This is a genomic window from Neptuniibacter sp., from assembly GCF_024231755.1.
Classification (GTDB): Bacteria; Pseudomonadota; Gammaproteobacteria; order Pseudomonadales; family Balneatricaceae; genus Neptuniibacter.
On sequence record NZ_JAAEQH010000061.1, the window covers coordinates 43,079 to 61,857 of the forward strand.

20 protein-coding genes are annotated in these 18,779 nt (G+C 45.5%); 12 read left to right on the forward strand and 8 right to left on the reverse strand.

The genetic code is table 11. The annotated features are described in order from the left end of the window. Positions 1–71: 71 nt before the first annotated feature. On the reverse strand, positions 72–755 hold the full coding sequence (locus GY843_RS02380) for an rRNA large subunit pseudouridine synthase E (protein ID WP_297306126.1): 684 nt from the start codon (positions 753–755) through the stop codon (positions 72–74). Between the two features lie 118 nt (positions 756–873). On the opposite strand from GY843_RS02380, the gene icd reads away from it, so the two are divergent. Further along, on the forward strand, positions 874–2,127 hold the full coding sequence (gene icd, locus GY843_RS02385) for an NADP-dependent isocitrate dehydrogenase (protein ID WP_297306128.1): 1,254 nt from the start codon (positions 874–876) through the stop codon (positions 2,125–2,127). 141 nt (positions 2,128–2,268) lie between these two features. On the opposite strand, the gene cspD is transcribed toward icd, so the two are convergent. After that, positions 2,269–2,481, reverse strand: coding sequence for a cold shock domain-containing protein CspD (gene cspD, locus GY843_RS02390; RefSeq protein WP_297306130.1), 213 nt, complete (start codon positions 2,479–2,481; stop codon positions 2,269–2,271). A gap of 252 nt (positions 2,482–2,733) precedes the next feature. On the opposite strand from cspD, the gene clpS reads away from it, so the two are divergent. Both clpS and clpA read left to right on the forward strand, forming a co-directional pair. Further along, complete coding sequence (clpS, locus tag GY843_RS02395; RefSeq protein WP_297306265.1) at positions 2,734–3,063, forward strand: ATP-dependent Clp protease adapter ClpS; 330 nt, start codon at positions 2,734–2,736, stop codon at positions 3,061–3,063. Between the two features lie 12 nt (positions 3,064–3,075). Then, positions 3,076–5,337, forward strand: coding sequence for an ATP-dependent Clp protease ATP-binding subunit ClpA (gene clpA / locus GY843_RS02400; RefSeq protein WP_297306132.1), 2,262 nt, complete (start codon positions 3,076–3,078; stop codon positions 5,335–5,337). Positions 5,338–5,501: 164 nt separating this feature from the next. On the opposite strand, the gene infA is transcribed toward clpA, so the two are convergent. From infA to GY843_RS02425, 5 genes are all read right to left on the reverse strand, one after another. Next, positions 5,502–5,720, reverse strand: coding sequence for a translation initiation factor IF-1 (infA, locus tag GY843_RS02405; RefSeq protein ID WP_027853708.1), 219 nt, complete (start codon positions 5,718–5,720; stop codon positions 5,502–5,504). 130 nt (positions 5,721–5,850) lie between these two features. Next, entirely contained in the window at positions 5,851–6,573 is a 723-nt protein-coding gene (locus GY843_RS02410) for an arginyltransferase (protein WP_297306135.1), read from the reverse strand. A gap of 23 nt (positions 6,574–6,596) precedes the next feature. Beyond that, positions 6,597–7,283 (reverse strand): leucyl/phenylalanyl-tRNA--protein transferase, encoded by a 687-nt coding sequence (gene aat, locus GY843_RS02415; RefSeq protein ID WP_297306137.1) that lies wholly within the window; start codon positions 7,281–7,283, stop codon positions 6,597–6,599. A gap of 39 nt (positions 7,284–7,322) precedes the next feature. Beyond that, the gene (gene trxB, locus GY843_RS02420) at positions 7,323–8,279 is read right to left on the reverse strand and encodes a thioredoxin-disulfide reductase (RefSeq protein ID WP_297306139.1); all 957 of its coding nucleotides are present in this window, start codon (positions 8,277–8,279) and stop codon (positions 7,323–7,325) included. Between the two features lie 64 nt (positions 8,280–8,343). Beyond that, the gene (locus GY843_RS02425) at positions 8,344–9,174 is read right to left on the reverse strand and encodes a CZB domain-containing protein (RefSeq protein WP_297306141.1); all 831 of its coding nucleotides are present in this window, start codon (positions 9,172–9,174) and stop codon (positions 8,344–8,346) included. A 131-nt stretch (positions 9,175–9,305) separates the two neighbouring features. On the opposite strand from GY843_RS02425, the gene GY843_RS02430 reads away from it, so the two are divergent. The 5 genes from GY843_RS02430 to serS are packed head-to-tail and all read left to right on the forward strand — an operon-like array spanning position 9,306 to position 15,649. Next, positions 9,306–11,945 carry a DNA translocase FtsK gene (locus GY843_RS02430; RefSeq protein WP_297306143.1) on the forward strand — a complete coding sequence of 880 codons (2,640 nt, stop codon included), beginning with the start codon at positions 9,306–9,308 and terminating at the stop codon, positions 11,943–11,945. Between the two features lie 3 nt (positions 11,946–11,948). Then, positions 11,949–12,593, forward strand: a complete 645-nt coding sequence (lolA, locus tag GY843_RS02435; RefSeq protein WP_297306145.1) for an outer membrane lipoprotein chaperone LolA — start codon at positions 11,949–11,951, stop codon at positions 12,591–12,593. A 49-nt stretch (positions 12,594–12,642) separates the two neighbouring features. After that, positions 12,643–13,944 carry a replication-associated recombination protein A gene (locus GY843_RS02440; RefSeq protein ID WP_297306267.1) on the forward strand — a complete coding sequence of 434 codons (1,302 nt, stop codon included), beginning with the start codon at positions 12,643–12,645 and terminating at the stop codon, positions 13,942–13,944. Between the two features lie 18 nt (positions 13,945–13,962). After that, a complete protein-coding gene (gene crcB, locus GY843_RS02445) occupies positions 13,963–14,334 on the forward strand; it encodes a fluoride efflux transporter CrcB (protein WP_297306147.1) in 372 nt (123 codons plus the stop codon). A gap of 40 nt (positions 14,335–14,374) precedes the next feature. After that, on the forward strand, positions 14,375–15,649 hold the full coding sequence (gene serS / locus GY843_RS02450) for a serine--tRNA ligase (RefSeq protein ID WP_297306149.1): 1,275 nt from the start codon (positions 14,375–14,377) through the stop codon (positions 15,647–15,649). A 53-nt stretch (positions 15,650–15,702) separates the two neighbouring features. Here the strand turns inward: serS and GY843_RS02455 are convergent, their stop codons facing one another. Next, positions 15,703–16,671: an integron integrase gene (locus GY843_RS02455; RefSeq protein ID WP_297306151.1), complete on the reverse strand. Its 969-nt coding sequence runs from the start codon at positions 16,669–16,671 to the stop codon at positions 15,703–15,705. 241 nt (positions 16,672–16,912) lie between these two features. Between GY843_RS02455 and GY843_RS02460 the strand changes: the two genes are divergently transcribed. From GY843_RS02460 to GY843_RS02475, 4 genes are all read left to right on the forward strand, one after another. Further along, positions 16,913–17,275: a hypothetical protein gene (locus GY843_RS02460; RefSeq protein ID WP_297306153.1), complete on the forward strand. Its 363-nt coding sequence runs from the start codon at positions 16,913–16,915 to the stop codon at positions 17,273–17,275. Between the two features lie 51 nt (positions 17,276–17,326). Further along, complete coding sequence (locus GY843_RS02465) at positions 17,327–17,614, forward strand: hypothetical protein (protein ID WP_297306155.1); 288 nt, start codon at positions 17,327–17,329, stop codon at positions 17,612–17,614. 58 nt (positions 17,615–17,672) lie between these two features. Then, complete coding sequence (locus tag GY843_RS02470; protein ID WP_297306157.1) at positions 17,673–18,440, forward strand: hypothetical protein; 768 nt, start codon at positions 17,673–17,675, stop codon at positions 18,438–18,440. A 129-nt stretch (positions 18,441–18,569) separates the two neighbouring features. Continuing rightward, entirely contained in the window at positions 18,570–18,767 is a 198-nt protein-coding gene (locus GY843_RS02475; protein WP_297306159.1) for a CPXCG motif-containing cysteine-rich protein, read from the forward strand. Positions 18,768–18,779 lie beyond the last annotated feature (12 nt).

Here is an 18,779-nt window from a genome sequence, read left to right on the forward strand (position 1 = left end):
GAATCCTTGTTTCTCAGTATTCCATAGAGTTTTAGAAAATATACAGCAATGCTTTGTATAAATTCACTCGCTTAGCGGTTGTTTGTTCGCCCCCTAGGGGTTTTCTCTCTCGAGTCACTATGTCTAGAATTATGCCTAGAGTTATGCCTGTTGGAGGAGTTCGAGTGTTTGGTGCTCCGCCTTGAAGGTGAAGAGGGCTTCTTTGGTATATTGATCTGAACATCCAGTAGCTGACTTTCCCCTTGCTGAAGCTGATCAATAGTCCACTCTCCAATCGCATATCTGATTAACCTGAGAGTTGGAAAACCAACGGCTGCCGTCATACGACGTACTTGCCGGTTTTTACCTTCACTGATTTTTAGTTCTATCCAACTTGTAGGAATGTTCTTTCTTTCCCTAATAGGAGGATTACGCTCCCAGATATCTGGCTCATTAATCAATTGAGCTTTTGCTGGGCGAGTCATGCCATCTTTAAGCTCTACTCCTTTGCGTAGAGCAGACAATGCTTCTTCAGTTACAGCCCCCTCAACTTGAGCCCAGTAGGTTTTCTCCATTTTAAACTTAGGATTTGCCAAGTAGTGCTGAAGAGGGCCTTCATCAGTAAGGATGAGCAAACCTTCTGAGTCGTAGTCCAATCTACCCGCAGCATAAAAACCTGGGTGATCAATATAATCAGCCAAAGTAGCTTTGCCATCATCACTGGTGAATTGGGTAAGTACCTGAAAAGGTTTGTTAAATAAAAGAATTTTCGACATTAAATCTCTTTGTAGTTTTGCTACATCTTTGCTTAGGCTGTTCTATACTGACTGAGAAGCCTGTCCATAGGCTCTTCTATAAAAATAATAACATTCTGCTGCGTAGATGGAGTTATACATGGGATACAAGAATATCACTGTTCCTGCTGGTGAGAAGATCAGCGTCAACGAAGATTTTTCCCTTAATGTTCCAGACAATCCTATTATCCCTTATATCGAGGGCGACGGCATTGGTGTCGATGTTACACCGCCAATGTTGAATGTAGTAAATGCTGCTGTAGAAAAAGCTTATAGCGGCTCAAAAAAAATCTCATGGATGGAGGTTTATGCGGGCGAGAAAGCAACCTCGGTTTATGATCAAGATACCTGGCTACCAGACGAGACACTTGAAGCCTTTAAAGAGTTTGTTGTAGGCATTAAAGGCCCCTTAACCACCCCTGTAGGAGGTGGTATCCGCTCCCTTAATGTAGCTTTACGCCAAGAATTGGATCTTTATGTATGTCAGCGCCCTGTGCGTTGGTTTAAAGGCGTACCCAGTCCTGTCATTAATCCGCAGGATGTCGACATGGTTATCTACCGTGAAAACTCTGAGGATATTTATGCTGGCGTTGAGTGGAAGGCGGGAACCCCTGAGGCAGATAAAGTGATTAAGTTCCTCAAAGAGGAGATGGGTGTTACCAAAATCCGATTTGATCAGATGTGTGGTATCGGGGTTAAACCTGTATCGGAGGAGGGCACCAAGCGTTTGGTTCGCAAGGCCTTACAGTACTGTGTTGATAATGATCGTGATTCTATGACCCTTGTCCATAAGGGCAACATCATGAAATTCACAGAGGGAGCATTTAAAGATTGGGGCTACGAGCTTGCAAAAGAAGAATTTGGTGCTGAATTACTCGATGGAGGTCCGTGGATGACCTTCAACAACCCAAACACGGGTAAACAGATCATTGTTAAAGATGTGATCGCAGATGCGATGTTACAGCAGATACTGTTGCGTCCTGCAGAGTATGATGTGGTAGCCACGCTCAACTTGAATGGTGACTACCTATCAGATGCTCTCGCAGCAGAAGTTGGCGGTATAGGTATTGCTCCAGGGGCTAATCTTTCAGATAGCGTTGCTATTTTTGAGGCAACCCATGGCACTGCACCTAAATATGCAGGCAAAGACATGGTAAACCCAGGCTCATTGATACTGTCCGCAGAGATGATGTTGCGTCACATGGGCTGGATTGAAGCAGCAGATCTGATAATTAAAGGTATGGACGGAGCTATCGCCGCTAAAACTGTAACTTATGATTTTGAGCGCTTAATGGACGGAGCGGAGCTACTATCTAGCTCGGAATTTGGTGATGCGATCATAGAGCAGATGTAGCTCGCTATTCTCGCCGGGGCAGATTCAGGTCTGCTCCGCACCTAATTCAAAAAAATGTTACTTAAACAAAAAAACCAGCTGGCTGGCTGGTTTTTTGTTCTTACTGCATTAGTTTCGGTCCTTGAATGTTTATTCCTGTTTTTATTGTTTTTCGAGCGGCTTTATCTGAACTGCATGGGTTCCTTTTGGTCCCGGCTGCGTATCAAATTCCACAGACTGCCCAGCCTTAAGGCTTTTATAACCATCTACGTCAATCGCAGAATAATGAGCAAAGAGATCTTCTTCATGTTCGTCGGACAGGATAAACCCGTAACCCTTCGAATTATTAAACCACTTTACTTTCCCTGTCTGCATAACTAACTCCCGTCTCCAGTACTACATTTGGATTGCGAACCTGAACGCGCATCCCTTAACCTGCTAGAATAGAGGCTAAAGGTTGTTCTCAATGATGCAGGTACAACGAGGGTCTTACCTATCCTGCTAAGTGTGATTATAGCACCTGAGACTAAAAGTGTGACAAGTGTACAATCACTGTTCATTAGTTAATTGTAGTAAATTCCAGAAGATAATTAAATGAGTGTTAATTTTGAACGTTACTCTATCCACATGTCTAATGAAGATCATGGTGATGAGTTTGAGCATGATCACGGCGTTGCAACTCAAGAAGCAGAGCCAGAAGTTAAGCGACCATCAATGTATCGAGTGGTATTAATGAATGATGATTACACGCCGATGGACTTTGTAGTGGCAGTGTTAATGATGTTTTTTAGTATGGATCAGGAAAAAGCTACGCAGGTTATGCTGGCTGTCCATACCCAAGGTAAAGGTGTATGCGGAATTTTCACTCGTGATGTGGCTGAGACAAAAGCAGCTATAGTTAATCAATATGCGAGAGATAATAACCATCCACTGCTATGTGAAGTCGAGAAAGTCTGAAGAGGAAGCGTTATGTTAAACCGAGAACTCGAAGACACGCTCAGTGCAGCTTTCCAGGCCGCAAAGGAAAAGAGACATGAATTTATTACTGTCGAACACCTATTGTTAGCCTTATTGGATAATTATGAGGCGCATGAGGTCCTGTCTGCTTGTGGGGCGAATTTTGACGGTATTCGTAAAAACCTTATAGAGTTTATAGAAGAAACAACTCCTCTATTATCTGAAACACTGCCTGATCTTGATACGCAGCCCACACTTGGATTTCAACGCGTATTACAGCGAGCAGTATTTCACGTTCAATCCTCTGGAAAGAATGAAGTTACCGGCGCAAATGTGTTGGTAGCCATCTTTAGTGAACAAGAAAGCCAGGCAGTGTATATCCTGCAGCAGCATGGTATTGAACGCATAGACACAGTTAATTTCATTTCTCATGGAATTAGTAAAATTTCAGAGAGTGAGCATGAGCATTCAGAAACACCTCTCGAGAATGAGGGGCTTGCTGAAGAAAACGATGACAGCCCACTGATCAAATATTCGATCAATTTAAACGTCGAAGCAGAAAAGGGGCGTATTGATCCCTTGGTTGGACGTGATTCCGAAGTGGAAAGGGTGGTTCAGATTCTTTCCCGTCGCCGCAAAAACAACCCTCTACTAGTAGGTGAGGCAGGTGTAGGTAAAACAGCGATCGCTGAAGGCCTCGCAAAACTGATTGTTGAGGGCGAAGTACCTGAAATAATCAGCGAATCAGTTGTATATGCGCTGGATCTTGGTGCGCTATTAGCCGGCACCAAATACCGTGGTGACTTTGAGAAACGCCTTAAAGGCCTACTTAATGAAATTAAAGGCAAAGATCACGCAATTCTCTTTATCGATGAGATCCATACAATTATCGGTGCAGGCGCTGCATCTGGTGGCTCTATGGATGCATCAAACCTGCTCAAACCATTATTGAGCTCCGGTCAGATTCGCTGTATCGGCTCTACAACTTTCCAGGAGTTTCGCGGCATCTTTGAAAAAGACCGTGCGTTGGCACGCCGCTTCCAGAAAGTGGATGTTTTAGAGCCAAGCATCGAGGATACATACTCTATCCTTAAAGGACTGAAGCAGCGCTTTGAAGAGCATCATGAAATTACATACAAAGATGAATCACTCAAAGCGGCAGCAGAACTGGCTGGACGTTATATCAATGATAAGCATATGCCGGACAAGGCAATAGACGTGATTGATGAAGCGGGCGCATATCAGCGCTTACTTCCGCAAGAACTGCGCAAATCAGAGATCGAGGTCACGGATATTGAGGCGATCGTAGCCAAAATTGCTCGCATTCCACCGAAAAGCGTGTCTGCATCCGATAAGACGCAGCTGGCTAAGCTCGACAGCAACCTGAAAATGGTTGTATTGGGTCAGGATGAGGCGATTGATACGCTATCCTCAGCTATCAAGCTGTCACGAGCAGGCCTTAAAGAGCCTGACAAGCCTGTAGGCTGTTTCCTGTTTGCCGGACCTACCGGTGTCGGTAAAACTGAGGTAACAGCACAGCTAGCGCGAATCATGGGGATTGAGCTGGTTCGTTTTGATATGTCTGAGTATATGGAACGTCATACGGTTTCACGCCTTATCGGTGCGCCTCCGGGTTATGTTGGATACGATCAGGGCGGTTTGCTGACGGAAGCGATCACTAAATCACCTCACTGTGTTCTCTTGCTTGATGAGATAGAAAAAGCACACCCTGAAGTGTTCAATCTACTCCTTCAAGTGATGGATAACGGCACATTGACTGATAACAATGGTCGTAAAGCTGATTTCCGAAATGTGATCCTGGTTATGACCACCAATGCTGGTGCTGAGGACATGAGTCGCGCATCAATTGGTTTCACCAAACAGGATCATGCTTCTGATGGCATGGCGGCTATTCGTAAGATGTTTACTCCTGAATTCCGTAACCGTCTCGATGGCATTATTCAGTTCAAATCGCTCACCGTCGATATTATTAAAGGTGTTGTTGATAAATTTATCGCAGAACTGCAAGTGCAGCTGGACGAGAAGCATGTGGTACTACACCTTGATGAAGCGGCTCGCGGTTGGTTTGCGGAAAAAGGCTATGATGAGCAGATGGGCGCGCGCCCAATGAAACGCCTGATTCAGGAAAAACTGAAAAAGCCTCTGGCAGAGATGATTCTTTTCGGGGAGCTGGCAGAAGAGGGTGGTGAAGTTGCAATCACTGTTGATGAAGACGGTGAGTTGCAGGTTGAACCGATGAATAGCTGTGTTTGATTAGTATGAGCGGTGCCCTCACCGCGAAAGACTACCTCTGAGCAGCATTGCTGAGGGGTAGCTCTATAATCATTCGGCGTGGGACACGCCTCCAACCAAGCAACAAAAAAGGCAGCTGATTAGCTGCCTTTTTACTTTCTGCAAAACAGAAGAAGAAGCGAATATTAACGCGCGCGGTAAACGATACGACCTTTGCTTAGATCGTAAGGAGTCAGCTCAACCTTAACTTTGTCGCCAGTCAGGATGCGGATGTAGTTCTTACGCATCTTACCGGAGATGTGCGCTGTTACAACGTGACCGTTTTCCAGCTCAACGCGGAACATAGTGTTTGGCAACGTATCAACTACGGTGCCTTCCATTTCAATGCTATCTTCTTTTGCCATTAATACTTTACCTTGATTTGTGGTCTCCAGACATCTGGGCCGTATAATTGCGCGGTATTGTGCCTGAAATAACCATGTATATCAAAGATAAATATAGCATTAGAGGGATTTATCTGCTTTTAGCTGATGTTTATTTTCGATCGGTCTGAATCAGCGTCCAATGACCATCAATCAGCAGCTCAAATGGCTTGAAAGCAATCTTGTAGCTCATTTTGCGACAGCTTTTTACCCAGTAGCCCAGATAAAGATACTGATAGCCTTGCTCGATACTGTATTTTATCTGCCAAAGGATACAGAAAGTGCCTAGACTGCGCTTGTCGAGGGACGGGTCATAGAAAGTGTATATAGCGGATAAGCCTTGATCCAGCATATCAACAACACTGACCGCAACCAGCTGGTCATTCTGATCCCTGAACTCAAAGAAGTAAGTCTGTTCTTCACCTTCAACTAGAAATGAGGTGAATTGATCCAGGCTTGGAGGGTACATATCTCCATCCTGGTGGCGCTCATTGATATAGCGGGAGTACAAAGTGTAATACTCCTGAGTAAAACATGGCTTGCAGCGTTTTACGGTCAGGTCTTTGTTTTTACTCATCACTCGCTTTTGACTCTTGCTCATTTTGTAGATAGCAAGAGGAATTCTTACCGAGATGCAAGCCTGGCAATCTTCGCAATGGGGGCGGTAGATATGCTTACCGCTACGCCTAAAGCCCATGTCAGACAACTGGCTGTAAGCAGACTGGCTGATCTCAGCATGCGGATCAACAAACAGCGTTTTAGCAGTTTTATCAGGTAAGTAACTGCAATCGTGCTCAGGTGTTGCGTAAAAATGTAGAGTACGGAGGTTTGTCACTGTATTCCTGCCTGACCTATATTTTACTCATCAAACTGCCAGCTATGCTCTGTTTCTTCATCTAGATACAGAGTTAAGTAGTTCTGAAACTCAGATCTTGAAATCTCTTCGGCACCTAAGCTGAAGAGGTGGTCATTACTAACTTGGCAGTCTATTAAAGCATAGCCCCAGATTCGCAGCTGTTCGACCATTTTTATAAATGCGATTTTTGATGCATCTCTGGCGCGACTAAACATTGATTCGCCAAAAAATAGTTTCCCCATCGCCAAACCATACAAGCCGCCCACAAGCTCTCCATCAATATAAACCTCAACGGAGTGGGCAATGCCTTTATTGTGAAGGTCACAATATGACTGCTTCATCTCTTCAGTAATCCAGGTACCACCATCATCATCCCGCGGGGATGAGCATGCCTCAATTACAGCCGGAAAGTTACGATCAAAACAAACGGCGTAATCCTTTTTTTTCAAACGCTTACGCATACTTCTTGATATGTGGATTTGATCTGGTTTGACTACGCAACGGGGATTAGGGCTCCACCAAAGGATGGGTTCGCCAGGACTATACCAAGGAAAAATTCCGGAACGATACGCAGAGATCAGGCGCGTAGAAGTAAGATCGCCGCCGGCAGCCAGTAGGCCATTTGGGTCATCCAGGGCATGGTCAATAGGAGGGAAGGGTTCTGTACTGTATTGCAGCCAGGGGATCATAAAAAAGCGGAGATCTTGCGATGATCTCCGCCCTCACATTTATTTATTCAGATCATCCAGGAAGCGCTCTGCATCAAGCGCAGCCATGCAGCCGAAGCCAGCTGAAGTGATTGCCTGACGATAAATATGATCGCAAACATCGCCTGCAGCAAAGACACCTTCGACACTCGTCTGAGTAGCATTACCTTCCAGACCAGACTGAATCTTCAGGTAACCATCTTTCATTTCAAGCTGGCCCTGGAAAATATCAGTGTTAGGTTTGTGACCGATTGCGATAAATACACCCGCCAGATCCAGTTCCTGGGTGGAATCATCCTGAGTGCTCTTTAGGCGAACACCCGTTACGCCAGTTTCATCACCCAGAACTTCATCAAGCGTGTGGTTCCAGATAATGTTGATATTACCGTTTTCAGCACGCTCCAGAATCTTATCCTGCAGGATCTTTTCAGAACGCAGGCTGTCACGACGATGGATCAGCGTTACTTCTTCTGCAATATTGGAAAGGTACAACGCTTCCTCAACAGCGGTGTTACCACCACCAACAACCGCAACTTTCTGGCCACGGTAGAAGAAACCGTCACAAGTCGCACATGCAGATACACCTTTTCCGGCAAATGCTTCTTCAGATGGAAGACCCAGGTACTGCGCTGAAGCACCAGTGGAAATAATCAAAGAGTCACATGTGTACTCACCCATATCACCTTTCAGGCGGAAAGGGCGGTTCTGCAGATCAGTCTCATTGATATGATCGAAGATTACCTCCGTGTCGAATCGTTCTGCATGAGCCTGCATGCGCTGCATTAACTCAGGGCCTTGAACGCCATCAACATCGCCCGGCCAGTTATCTACATCGGTCGTTGTGGTTAGCTGACCACCGGCCTGCATGCCTGTAATAACAACCGGTTTCAGGTTAGCTCGTGCAGCATAAACAGCTGCTGTGTAGCCCGCAGGGCCGCTGCCTAGAATGATCAGGCTGTGATGTTGTACGTCGCTCATGGTAATAAAAAATAAATCCGTTAAATAAATTGATTATAAAGAGATGGGGGCGGGTGCTACTTTATCAACCCGCCAGATTCACTTTATCGTTGATCTGATTGTAGAACTTGTTCAGAGAAAGCATCATGAAATTGATGCCGGAAGGGTCACGAACATAACCCTCAATAGGTTCAGCTCGATCCATAGACTTAACTTTATCCATAGAAACAGCGGAATAATCGATAATATCCCCGATATCGTCCAGCACAAGGGAGAACCAAGGCGTTCTGCCATCCTGAGTAAGGTGCAGGACAATTGGATGAATGCTGTTGTTCAGATAGTCGGTAATGTAATCGAGCACTCGAAGTAGCTTTTTCAGCGTTGTCTGCTTCTCGATCCGAAGCTCTTCGACAGCCTGATCACGGTGGCCAGCAGCAGTCATATCCAGTAACTTGTCTGCAAGGGAATGGATATGCATGTGCGGCAATTCGATTTTATCGAGTAGCGTACGCAGGCCTTCATCATCGGTTTCAAAACTATAGAACCACTGACCAAAAGCACACATTCTTGGGTTACGTGGCTTTGTGAATGGCTCGTCAGTCATAATCGAATGTTCTAGGGCGTTAACCCAATCGATATGAGCTTGTTGGTAGGTTTTAATTTCCCCAACCAGTTTCAGTAACTCATCTCGCTCTTTGTTTTGCGAAAGTGCCGTTGCGCATTCAAATACTCTTACCAGCGTGTTTCTGAAGTCCAGGTAGCCAATAAATCCTTCCACATTCTGAGTTGCGTACTTGATTTCTCCGTAACTATCAGAGAAAGAGAGTATGTGGCTTACATCAATGCCGAAGAGGCTATCACCAATTGAAAAAGTGAGCGCTCGACTGGTTTCTGTATGTAAATTAGACAACGACATGAAGTTACATCCAGTTATTCGATCTTTGTTAGCTAACTATGGATTATTCCTTGCAACTCATCAACAGCGTTTAGGTAATTTATGTTATTGTTGCCCCAGCTTTTTTGTTAAATTTTGATGGAGCTCCAACCTTGAGTGTGACCGATAACGGACAGCGTTTAAGTTTTTCTCAGTTATTGGCAAGAATTAGTCGTGAATCCTTCCTGATCATCACGATTGCCCTCTGTGTTTTTTTATTTGTAGCGCTACTAGGATTCGACCCCAAAGACTCAGGCTGGTCTCATTTGGGGTATCAACCTGAAGTCAGTAATTTTACCGGACCGGCAGGTGCTTGGCTGGCTGATCTGTTTATCTCTGTATTGGGGTTAGGCGCATATCTAGTTCCAGTGCTTGTTCTATATCCCGTTATTCGCTTTATGTTTCATAAAGAACATAAAGTGATTGATGCCATACCCTATTTTATTCTTCGCACCACCGGCAGCATTATCCTGCTAATCGCTTTTTGCTCTCTGTGTGCCACACATATCTCTAATTCTGCGATGGAATTCCCGTTTACCAGTGGTGGAATTGTTGGCGAAGCTATCTCTGACTGGTCTGTTTCCTGGTTCAGCATTGTAGGCAGCTCCGTAGCACTGTTCACTCTGCTTCTGTTCGGCCTGACTCTTCTATTAGAAATGGGCTGGGCTGGACTACTCGAATATATGGGCGAGTCTGTTGTAGACGGTAGCCAGAAGGTGTTACCTGAAGGTAAGAAAGTTGAAGCGCTTAACCTTTCTGAGGAACAACTAAGAGAGGCCGAAGACTCATTCCGTCGCGACCTAATGGAAGAAGGTGTTTCTGAACAAGCACCACCACTCGTCAAAGATAAAGTTGAACCTTCACTATTTGACCAGAACCCTGAAGAGAACACCCTCAAAGTCGAACAGAGTTATTCTCAGCCTGCAGCTGAATCAGTACCTGAATCTGAGCTTGAAGAAAAACTATCTGAGATTCCTGTTATAAGTTCGATGCGCTCAACTGAACAGACCTCGAGCCCTGAAGCCACACCTAATGTCATTCATAAAGCCGCGCCCGAGGTGCCAGTTGCAGCAAAAACGGCTGACATCGCGCCTTTCGAGCCTTCGTCAGCTCCTGAATTCATTGATGCCAAAACTACTGCTCAGGACAAACCGCAGGTCAAAATCGTACCGCTTTCCGAGACTCACAAGCCAATGCAGGACACTGAGTTGGGCTTAGATGAAGCGGCAGAGGCACCTAAGCGTAAGCCTAAACGATCTATACCGCCACTTGATCTTCTGGATCCTCCCGAACTCAATACAAACACTGGGTACTCTCCAGATGAATTGGAGCAGATGTCTCGGTTACTAGAAGCCAAGCTTAAAGACTTTGGCGTAGTAGCAGAGGTAGTAGAAGTTAACCCTGGTCCTGTAATTACCCGATTTGAGATTCAGCCGGCACCAGGCGTCAAAGCCAGTAAGATTACCAACTTGGCCAAAGACCTTGCACGTTCCATGGCCGTCAGCAGCGTTCGTGTTGTAGAGGTCATTGCAGGCAAATCCGTAGTAGGTATCGAGATTCCTAATGAAACGCGCCTGACTGTTCATCTAAGCGAGGTATTAAGTTCCAAGCCATACCTGTCAGCCGCCTCAAAAATCACTATCGGTTTAGGTAATGATATTGCTGGTAACCCTGTTGTAGCCAATCTGGCAAAAATGCCTCATTTGTTGGTTGCCGGCACAACGGGTTCAGGTAAGTCGGTAGGTGTGAATGCGATGCTACTATCGCTTTTATTTAAAGCGACACCTGACGAAGTGCGACTAATCCTGGTTGACCCTAAGATGCTGGAGCTTTCTATTTATGAAGGTGTTCCTCATCTTTTGACTCCTGTTATCACGGATATGAAAGACGCGGCCTCGGGACTGCGCTGGTGCGTAGGGGAGATGGAGCGCCGCTATCGTTTAATGGCTAAGATGGGTGTGCGTAATCTTGCAGGCTTTAACGACAAGATCGAAGAAGCACGTAAGAATGGCGATCCTCTGCGTGATCCACTTTGGAATCCGGAAGAGCATGGTGAGCCTTTTGGTACACCTGCACCGGAACTGGAACCGCTGCCATATATCGTTGTTGTGATTGATGAGTTTGCCGATATGATGATGATCGTCGGCAAGAAAGTAGAAGAATTGATTGCGCGTATCGCCCAGAAAGCTCGTGCTGCGGGGATACATTTGATTCTGGCCACACAGCGACCATCGGTTGATGTCATCACAGGCCTAATCAAGGCCAACATCCCAACCCGTATCGCATTCCAGGTTTCGTCCCGTATCGACTCACGAACTATTCTGGATCAATCCGGTGCTGAGCATCTGCTGGGCTGGGGTGACATGCTCTATCTGCCAGCTGGCACAAGCTTGCCGAACCGTGTTCATGGCGCATTTGTGAGCGATGATGAGGTTCACAGGGTTGTTGAAGCGTGGAAGAAACTAGGCACACCAGACTACATCACCGAAATAACTGAAGGAGAAACTCTTTCAGACGGCGGAGGTTCAGGTTCACTGTTCGATGATGAGCAAGACCCACTCTATGACGAAGCAGTGGCATTTGTACTGGAAACCCGCAAAGCATCGATATCCAGCGTGCAGCGCAAACTAAAAATTGGTTACAACCGCGCAGCGCGAATGGTAGAAGCGATGGAAATGGCAGGAGTGGTCAGCCCGGCAGGTAGCAATGGGCAGCGGGAAGTACTGGCACCAAATGCCAACGGAGAGATGTAATTAATGGATAAGGTTCTTTCATCATTCAAAGCTCTATTCGGCGTGATCTTGTTAACACTTTCAGCGGTCGCATCTGCTGAAACAGGTGCGAAAAAGCTGGAACAGTTACTACAGGGATACGAGCAGTTTTCAACAAAATTTCAGCAAGTAACACTGGCTGACAATGGCCGTGAAGCACAGAAAACAGAAGGCACATTACAATTAGCAAAGCCTAATCGTTTCCGTTGGGAAACGCAGATGCCATTTCCGCAAGAGATTGTTTCGGATGGCAAATACATCTGGATCTACGACCCTGATCTAGAGCAGGTAACACAGAGAGCTGCTGATTCTCAGCAGGGCAGTGCACCAGCCCTGATTCTGAACGGCCAGATTGGGCAGCTGCAGAAAACTTACAAAATTCGTTTGGTTGAAGATACAGGCTCAGAGCAGATCTTTGATCTAACCCCCATCACTGAACAGCATAGTTTCAGCCAGATCCGTTTAGCATTTGCGGATAACGTGATTTCAGAACTGATGCTGGAAGATGCGCTCGGACAGAGAACATCGGTAGTTTTCTACGAACAACAACTGAATCCGGGGCTAGATGCAGAAACGTTCTATTTCAGAGTTCCTGCAGATGCTGATCTGATAGTGGATATTGAGGGTTAAGGTGGATCTGTTTTCCCAAGCTCCTGCATATGAACCTTTGGCCGCGAAAATGCGGCCATTGTCGTTAGCAGAATACTATGGTCAAACCCATCTTCTGGGTGAGGGGAAACCACTTCGTACCGCACTCGAGCAGGGTTCTGCTCACTCAATGATTTTCTGGGGACCTCCCGGTGTAGGTAAAACCACACTAGCCAAGCTGATAGCTCATCATGTGGATGCGCATTTCATCACGTTGTCTGCCGTACTTTCCGGTGTTAAGGATATACGGGTAGCAGTTGAGCAAGCGAAACAACATTCAGCGCAGAGCGGTCGTAAAACCATCTTATTTGTTGATGAGGTACACCGCTTTAACAAATCCCAGCAGGATGCATTTCTACCCTATATTGAAGATGGCACCATCATTTTTGTTGGTGCGACCACAGAAAACCCATCGTTTGAGCTAAACAACGCACTGCTTTCCCGCGCCCGTGTTTATCTGCTTCGTTCGCTTGATGAAAGCGACATTCTGGAAGTGCTACAACGGGCCTTAAATGATTCTGAAAAAGGGTTAGGAGATCGACAGCTAAATATCTCTGACGAGATGTTAAACCGATTGGCTCAGGCTGCAGATGGTGACGCCCGCCGCTCCTTAAACCTGCTTGAGATAGCAGCCGATCTTGCCGAAAAGCAAGCCGACGGCAACGAGCTGATTAATGAACAGGTCCTAGAAGAAGTACTGCGCTCTAGTGGCCGTCGCTACGATAAGCAGGGTGATCTTTTCTATGACATGATCTCTGCTTTTCATAAATCGGTTCGTGGCTCATCTCCCGATGGTGCGCTGTACTGGTATTGCCGAATGTTAGACGGCGGTTGCGATCCGCTTTATGTGGCGCGCAGGCTTGTCGCTATCGCATCGGAAGATATTGGCAACGCTGATCCGCGAGCGATGCAGGTTGCACTGTCTGCCTGGGACGCATTTGAACGCGTAGGACCAGCAGAAGGTGAGCGCGCGATAGCTCAAGCTGCTGTGTATTGTGCTAGTGCACCTAAAAGTAATGCGCTGTATCAGGCATTTAATCAATGCATGGCTGACGTTAAAGCTCAGCCCAGCTATGAAGTACCCGTACATTTAAGGAATGCGCCGACCAGCCTTATGAAAGAGATGGGCTATGGCGATGAATACCGTTATGCTCATAACGAACCAGATGCCTACGCCGCAGGGGAATGTTATCTTCCACCGGAAATTGCAGAACAACAGTGGTACCATCCGGAAAGCAGAGGCTTGGAACTAAAAATTGGCGAAAAGCTTCGCCATCTAAAGAATCTGGATATGCAAAGTCCACAGCGCCGATACGCTGACGATAAGTCCTAGAAAAGGGAAAGTGCTAGCATGCAACATCTGATCGCAATTGCCATTGGAGGTGCTTTAGGAGCCATGGGTCGCTATTGGATGAGTGGCTTGCTGAACAATGCTGCTTACAAAATTCCTTATGGCACGCTGACTTGTAACGTACTTGGTTCTTTCCTGATGGGTGTCTGCTTTGTACTGATTCTTGAGAAATCCAAACTTAGCCCAGAGATGCGGCCACTTCTAATGGTTGGATTTATGGGTGCATTCACCACTTTTTCCACTTTTTCGATGGAAACTATCGCAATGCTGCAAGAAGGGCATGTTATGTCGGCAGCGATTTATATATTATTAAGCGTCCTTTTATGTCTGGTCGCGCTTTACGGCGGCCTGTGGATCACACGCTTGTTTTAATCCTTGGTATTTAATCTGAGATAAGGTGTTTTAAAAGCTCATGCTTGACGCAAAATTTGTTCGTGCAAATCCTGAAGAAGTTGCACAGCTACTAAAGAAAAAAGGTTTTGAATTCCCAGTTGAACAGTTCGTAGAACTGGAAAATCAGCGTAAGCAACTGCAGGTCGATACAGAGAACCTGCAGAACGAGCGTAACACCCGTTCCAAAGGTATCGGTAAAGCAAAAGCAGCAGGCGAAGATATTCAGCCTCTGCTGGCAGAAGTTGCAGATTTGGGTAGCAAGCTGGATGCAGCTAAAGCTGAGCTCTCATCAGTACAGGACAACCTGGAAGATCTGCTGTCTGGCGTACCTAACATTCCTCACGAAGAAGTCCCTGAAGGTGCAGACGAAGAAGATAACGTTGAAGTACGCCGCTGGGGTACGCCACGTGTGTTTGATTTTGAGCCACAGGACCATGTTGCTCTGGGTGAGAACAGTGGCGAGCTGGACTTTGAAACTGCGGCGAAGTTAACTGGCGCTCGTTTCTCTGTAATGACTGGCAAGCTAGCTAAAATGCACCGTGCCCTGATCCAGCTTATGCTGGATGTCCAGACTGAAGAACATGGCTACACGGAAGCTTACGTTCCTTACATGGTTAACGAAGACAGCCTGCGTGGCACGGGTCAGCTACCTAAATTCGGTGAAGACCTGTTTAAAGTACCGTTCGGTGATCGCCAGTATTACCTGATCCCAACTGCAGAAGTGCCAGTAACTAACGTTGTTCGTGACGAGATCGTTGAAGCTGACCAGCTACCGATCAAATTTACTGCACACACGCCTTGTTTCCGCTCTGAAGCAGGCTCCTCTGGTAAAGACACTCGCGGCATGATTCGTCAGCACCAGTTCGAAAAGGTTGAGATGGTTCAGGTAGTAGAGCCTTCTAAATCTTGGGATGCACTGGAGCAGATGACTAACAATGCAGAAGCTATCCTGCAGAAACTGAACCTGCCATACCGTGTAGTAACGCTGTGTGGTGGCGATCTGGGCTTCAGCTCAGCAAAAACCTACGATATCGAAGTGTGGTTGCCAGGCCAGGATAAATACCGTGAGATCTCTTCTATCTCCAACATGACCGACTTCCAGGCGCGCCGCTTGAAAGCTCGCTGGAGAAACCCAGAAACCGGCAAGCCAGAACTGGTTCACACACTGAACGGCTCAGGCCTGGCGGTAGGCCGTACACTGCTAGCAGTAATGGAAAACTACCAGACTGCTGACGGTAAGATTCAGGTGCCGGAAGCACTGCAGCCTTACATGGGCGGCAAAACAGAGATCTGATCTAAAGCCTGTCTTACATAAAAAACACGCTTTCGGGCGTGTTTTTTTTATGTTTATAAATCCTCAAGTGGGCTTTTAACTGCATGTCCTCCCCGATTGAGAACATGGGTATAGATCTCCGTAGTTTGCACATCAGAATGTCCCAGCTGCTCTTGAACAGTTCTAATGTCTGCGCCTCGCTCTAATAGGTGAGTTGCAAAGCTATGCCGAAAGCTATGGCAAGTGGCCGGTTTGTTTATTCCTGCCTCTAATGCCGCCTTTTTCACCGCTCGCTGAAGGGTGCGGTCATAGATATGGTGACGCCTAACTTTTCCCTCACGATTATCAAGCGTACGCTGTCGGGCAGGGAATAGGTATTGCCATGAAAATTCAAAAGGGGCATTAGGGTATTTCTTTGCCAGTGCATAAGGCAGATATACTCCATCCCATCGCTCTGCTTGATTATCTTCCTGAAAATAAGCCCTGCATATATCTAGCTGCCTTCTAAGATCAGCCACACAAGACTCGGACAATGTAGTGATCCTGTTTTTTCTGCCTTTGCCGTCATTTACTGCAACAGTCAGTCTTTCAAAATCTATATCCTTAACCCTGAGGCGACATACTTCCATTACGCGAAGGCCAGATCCATACATCATATTTTCGCAAGATAGGTATTCACCCTGAAGCAGGGCAAACACTGATTTGATTTCCTCTTTACTAAGGACAACCGGAATTTTCTTAGGAGTCTTCGCGCGATGAAAATCACCCAATTCAAGCAACGCCTGATCCCAGTTAAGAAACCTCTTATACAAATACATCAATGCGTTTAAAGCGGTCTTCTGAGTCGAAGGGGTAACTTTCTGAGTAATTGCTAAATGCTCGAGGTATTGAACAATATGGTCAGCCGATAGATTGCTTGGGTGAGCTCGGTTGTGGAAGCGGATATATCCTAAAATCCAATATATGTATGTTTGCTCTGTACGCTTGCTGTAATGACGGGCTCGAAGATGCTCACGAATAGCCTGCATAAAGGGAGAAGACATAGTACATCCTTATGCTGTTTTTTTATCCAGCATTTTATCTGTGAATGGGTTGTGCAAGGATAGCAGGACAAAAGTGTAATTTTCTCCATGAAGGAGAAAACCTCAGGCAAGGAAAGCTTATGAATTTCAAATACCTAAAGCTCTCTCTTAATTTTTCTCTACGGAGATATATGTCAAATTGTCGTAATTAATTGCGTCAATCTGTCATATATTTAGCTGTTAAATGTCCAGGGATGGTTAGATGCCAGTTTCAATCTTACTTTGTTTATATGGTTGGCCTTTTCTTGTTGGACTGGGGTGTTACTTGGGGATCGCCTCCGCAAAGGTTAGATCAGGTTTCCTAGGCTTATTAAAGAGCTATTTTTGTCTGCTGGTGGCAATCTCTCTTTCGTGGTTGGCAACTTTATTCATTGAGGTGTGGGTCATACCTCACTCAATTAGCGCAGAGTGCGTAAGTCGTCTGGATAGCTGCAATATTACACTGCTAGAATTTGGAGACTGGCTCGAAACATGGAATTTTATAGTTTTAGAAATTTCTGCTGTTATGGCGTCCATTGTTTTAGCAGTGAAACAGGTAAAAAATTTAACAAAAACAGGCAGTTGACGCGCAATGCGCTCAACTGCTGTAAGCGTTATGTTTCTTTAGGTCCTTACTATGTTGGCTTTTAATTGTGATCCATTGATAGAGCAAGTTTTTACGGTAGGTTTTGTTTTATCAATCCTTGTAGTCATCGTTACAGGTTTTGTTGTTTTCTCAAATGAAACAAAACCAGAGAAAGGTAAATGGGTTCTTTTAGAAATACTGGGACCACTTCATCCATTAGTAACAAATCGTTATTTGAATGAAAAAGGCAGGAAATGGAAAGCCTATGCTGGAATTGCAATTCTTTGTTTGGTTGCAAGCATACTAGTTTTGGAGTTATTGCCGTCATGCCAACCTTAAAACATAACAAAAAACATCAAAAGTCGCCCTACAGGCTTGGGCGTTATGGTATTACACGATGAAAGATCGGCAGTTAATTTATAAGGTTATCCTCAAGGAAAACACAGAAATCGCCTGGAACAAAGCTGAAGAGACTTTAGAGTTTCGGAATTCTTCTGGAGAACTTTCAAGTAAAAATCAGATAAGTATTGGGGCAGGTTACACCCGAGAAGGAAAACAACCTAAGATATTGCGTGAAACGAATCATCCTGGTGGAACTGTCAGTTTTACACCCAAGGAGACTGTGTATGATCGATATTTGGCGATCGATACAAGCCATGAAAAATTTGGCGAGAATCTCATATGTGTTACGGCCTGCTTGAGTATCGAGCAAGATATCGATAGTAGTGGTGAACTTAAAAAAGGAGAGTCAATAAGTATTCTCCAATGGCCCCGCCTTGTCTTTTTGACAAATGACAAGTTCAATCCAGAAAGATATGGCTGGTTTCGATTTATTGAGGCGCTAGAAAAAAGTGATGGCTTTTCGAAAGAGCGCACATATGGAGTTATAGTTGACAGCGATTTGGATCGACTTCCGGATATAAATTACAGAGCAGAATCCGTGTTCGAGGAATACTATTTACCTGAATGCCTATCTCTAATATATGCGAGTGCAGACACAGGGATGGAAAACATGAAAAACAAGCTTATCAAGCAAACTGATAAAGTTGCGGCGATTACCTTAAAACAAGCCCAAAAAGAGTTTGCTTCTTTTGAAAACTACGACTTAGAAGCAGATATTCACGTGCTGGGGTGCCCAAACGACCCAATCAAAGTGCATTTTTAGAGGTTTCTACCGTCGTATAAACCATAACAAGGCGGTCAATTAGCCGAAAAAGCGTGGTTGCGTAAGCGAATCACGCTTTTGGAGGTCCAATTGCCTTGGCGTTATGAGCACGAGGCAGAACGAAAGCTAATGGAGTCACTAGAAGAACACACAGTCTTATGCCCCTATTGCGGCGAAGCAATTGACGTACTTATAGATATACAGGAAGTCGGGGACGAATATATTGAAGACTGCCAAGTGTGCTGTAAGCCCATCATATTCAATGTAGCAACCGATTCAGCTGGCAATTTAACTGTAACAGTGCGAGATGAAAATGAATCACAATGATTCAATATATAA

Coding starts and splice junctions, on each gene's coding strand:
- GY843_RS02380 (WP_297306126.1), bottom strand. CDS start 755: ATGTCGAAAATTCTTTTATTTAACAAACCTTTTCAGGTACTTACCCAA.
- icd (WP_297306128.1), top strand. CDS start 874: ATGGGATACAAGAATATCACTGTTCCTGCTGGTGAGAAGATCAGCGTC.
- cspD (WP_297306130.1), bottom strand. CDS start 2,481: ATGCAGACAGGGAAAGTAAAGTGGTTTAATAATTCGAAGGGTTACGGG.
- clpS (WP_297306265.1), top strand. CDS start 2,734: ATGTCTAATGAAGATCATGGTGATGAGTTTGAGCATGATCACGGCGTT.
- clpA (WP_297306132.1), top strand. CDS start 3,076: ATGTTAAACCGAGAACTCGAAGACACGCTCAGTGCAGCTTTCCAGGCC.
- infA (WP_027853708.1), bottom strand. CDS start 5,720: ATGGCAAAAGAAGATAGCATTGAAATGGAAGGCACCGTAGTTGATACG.
- aat (WP_297306137.1), bottom strand. CDS start 7,283: ATGATCCCCTGGCTGCAATACAGTACAGAACCCTTCCCTCCTATTGAC.
- trxB (WP_297306139.1), bottom strand. CDS start 8,279: ATGAGCGACGTACAACATCACAGCCTGATCATTCTAGGCAGCGGCCCT.
- GY843_RS02425 (WP_297306141.1), bottom strand. CDS start 9,174: ATGTCGTTGTCTAATTTACATACAGAAACCAGTCGAGCGCTCACTTTT.
- lolA (WP_297306145.1), top strand. CDS start 11,949: ATGGATAAGGTTCTTTCATCATTCAAAGCTCTATTCGGCGTGATCTTG.
- GY843_RS02440 (WP_297306267.1), top strand. CDS start 12,643: ATGCGGCCATTGTCGTTAGCAGAATACTATGGTCAAACCCATCTTCTG.
- crcB (WP_297306147.1), top strand. CDS start 13,963: ATGCAACATCTGATCGCAATTGCCATTGGAGGTGCTTTAGGAGCCATG.
- serS (WP_297306149.1), top strand. CDS start 14,375: ATGCTTGACGCAAAATTTGTTCGTGCAAATCCTGAAGAAGTTGCACAG.
- GY843_RS02455 (WP_297306151.1), bottom strand. CDS start 16,671: ATGTCTTCTCCCTTTATGCAGGCTATTCGTGAGCATCTTCGAGCCCGT.
- GY843_RS02460 (WP_297306153.1), top strand. CDS start 16,913: ATGCCAGTTTCAATCTTACTTTGTTTATATGGTTGGCCTTTTCTTGTT.
- GY843_RS02465 (WP_297306155.1), top strand. CDS start 17,327: ATGTTGGCTTTTAATTGTGATCCATTGATAGAGCAAGTTTTTACGGTA.
- GY843_RS02470 (WP_297306157.1), top strand. CDS start 17,673: ATGAAAGATCGGCAGTTAATTTATAAGGTTATCCTCAAGGAAAACACA.
- GY843_RS02475 (WP_297306159.1), top strand. CDS start 18,570: ATGGAGTCACTAGAAGAACACACAGTCTTATGCCCCTATTGCGGCGAA.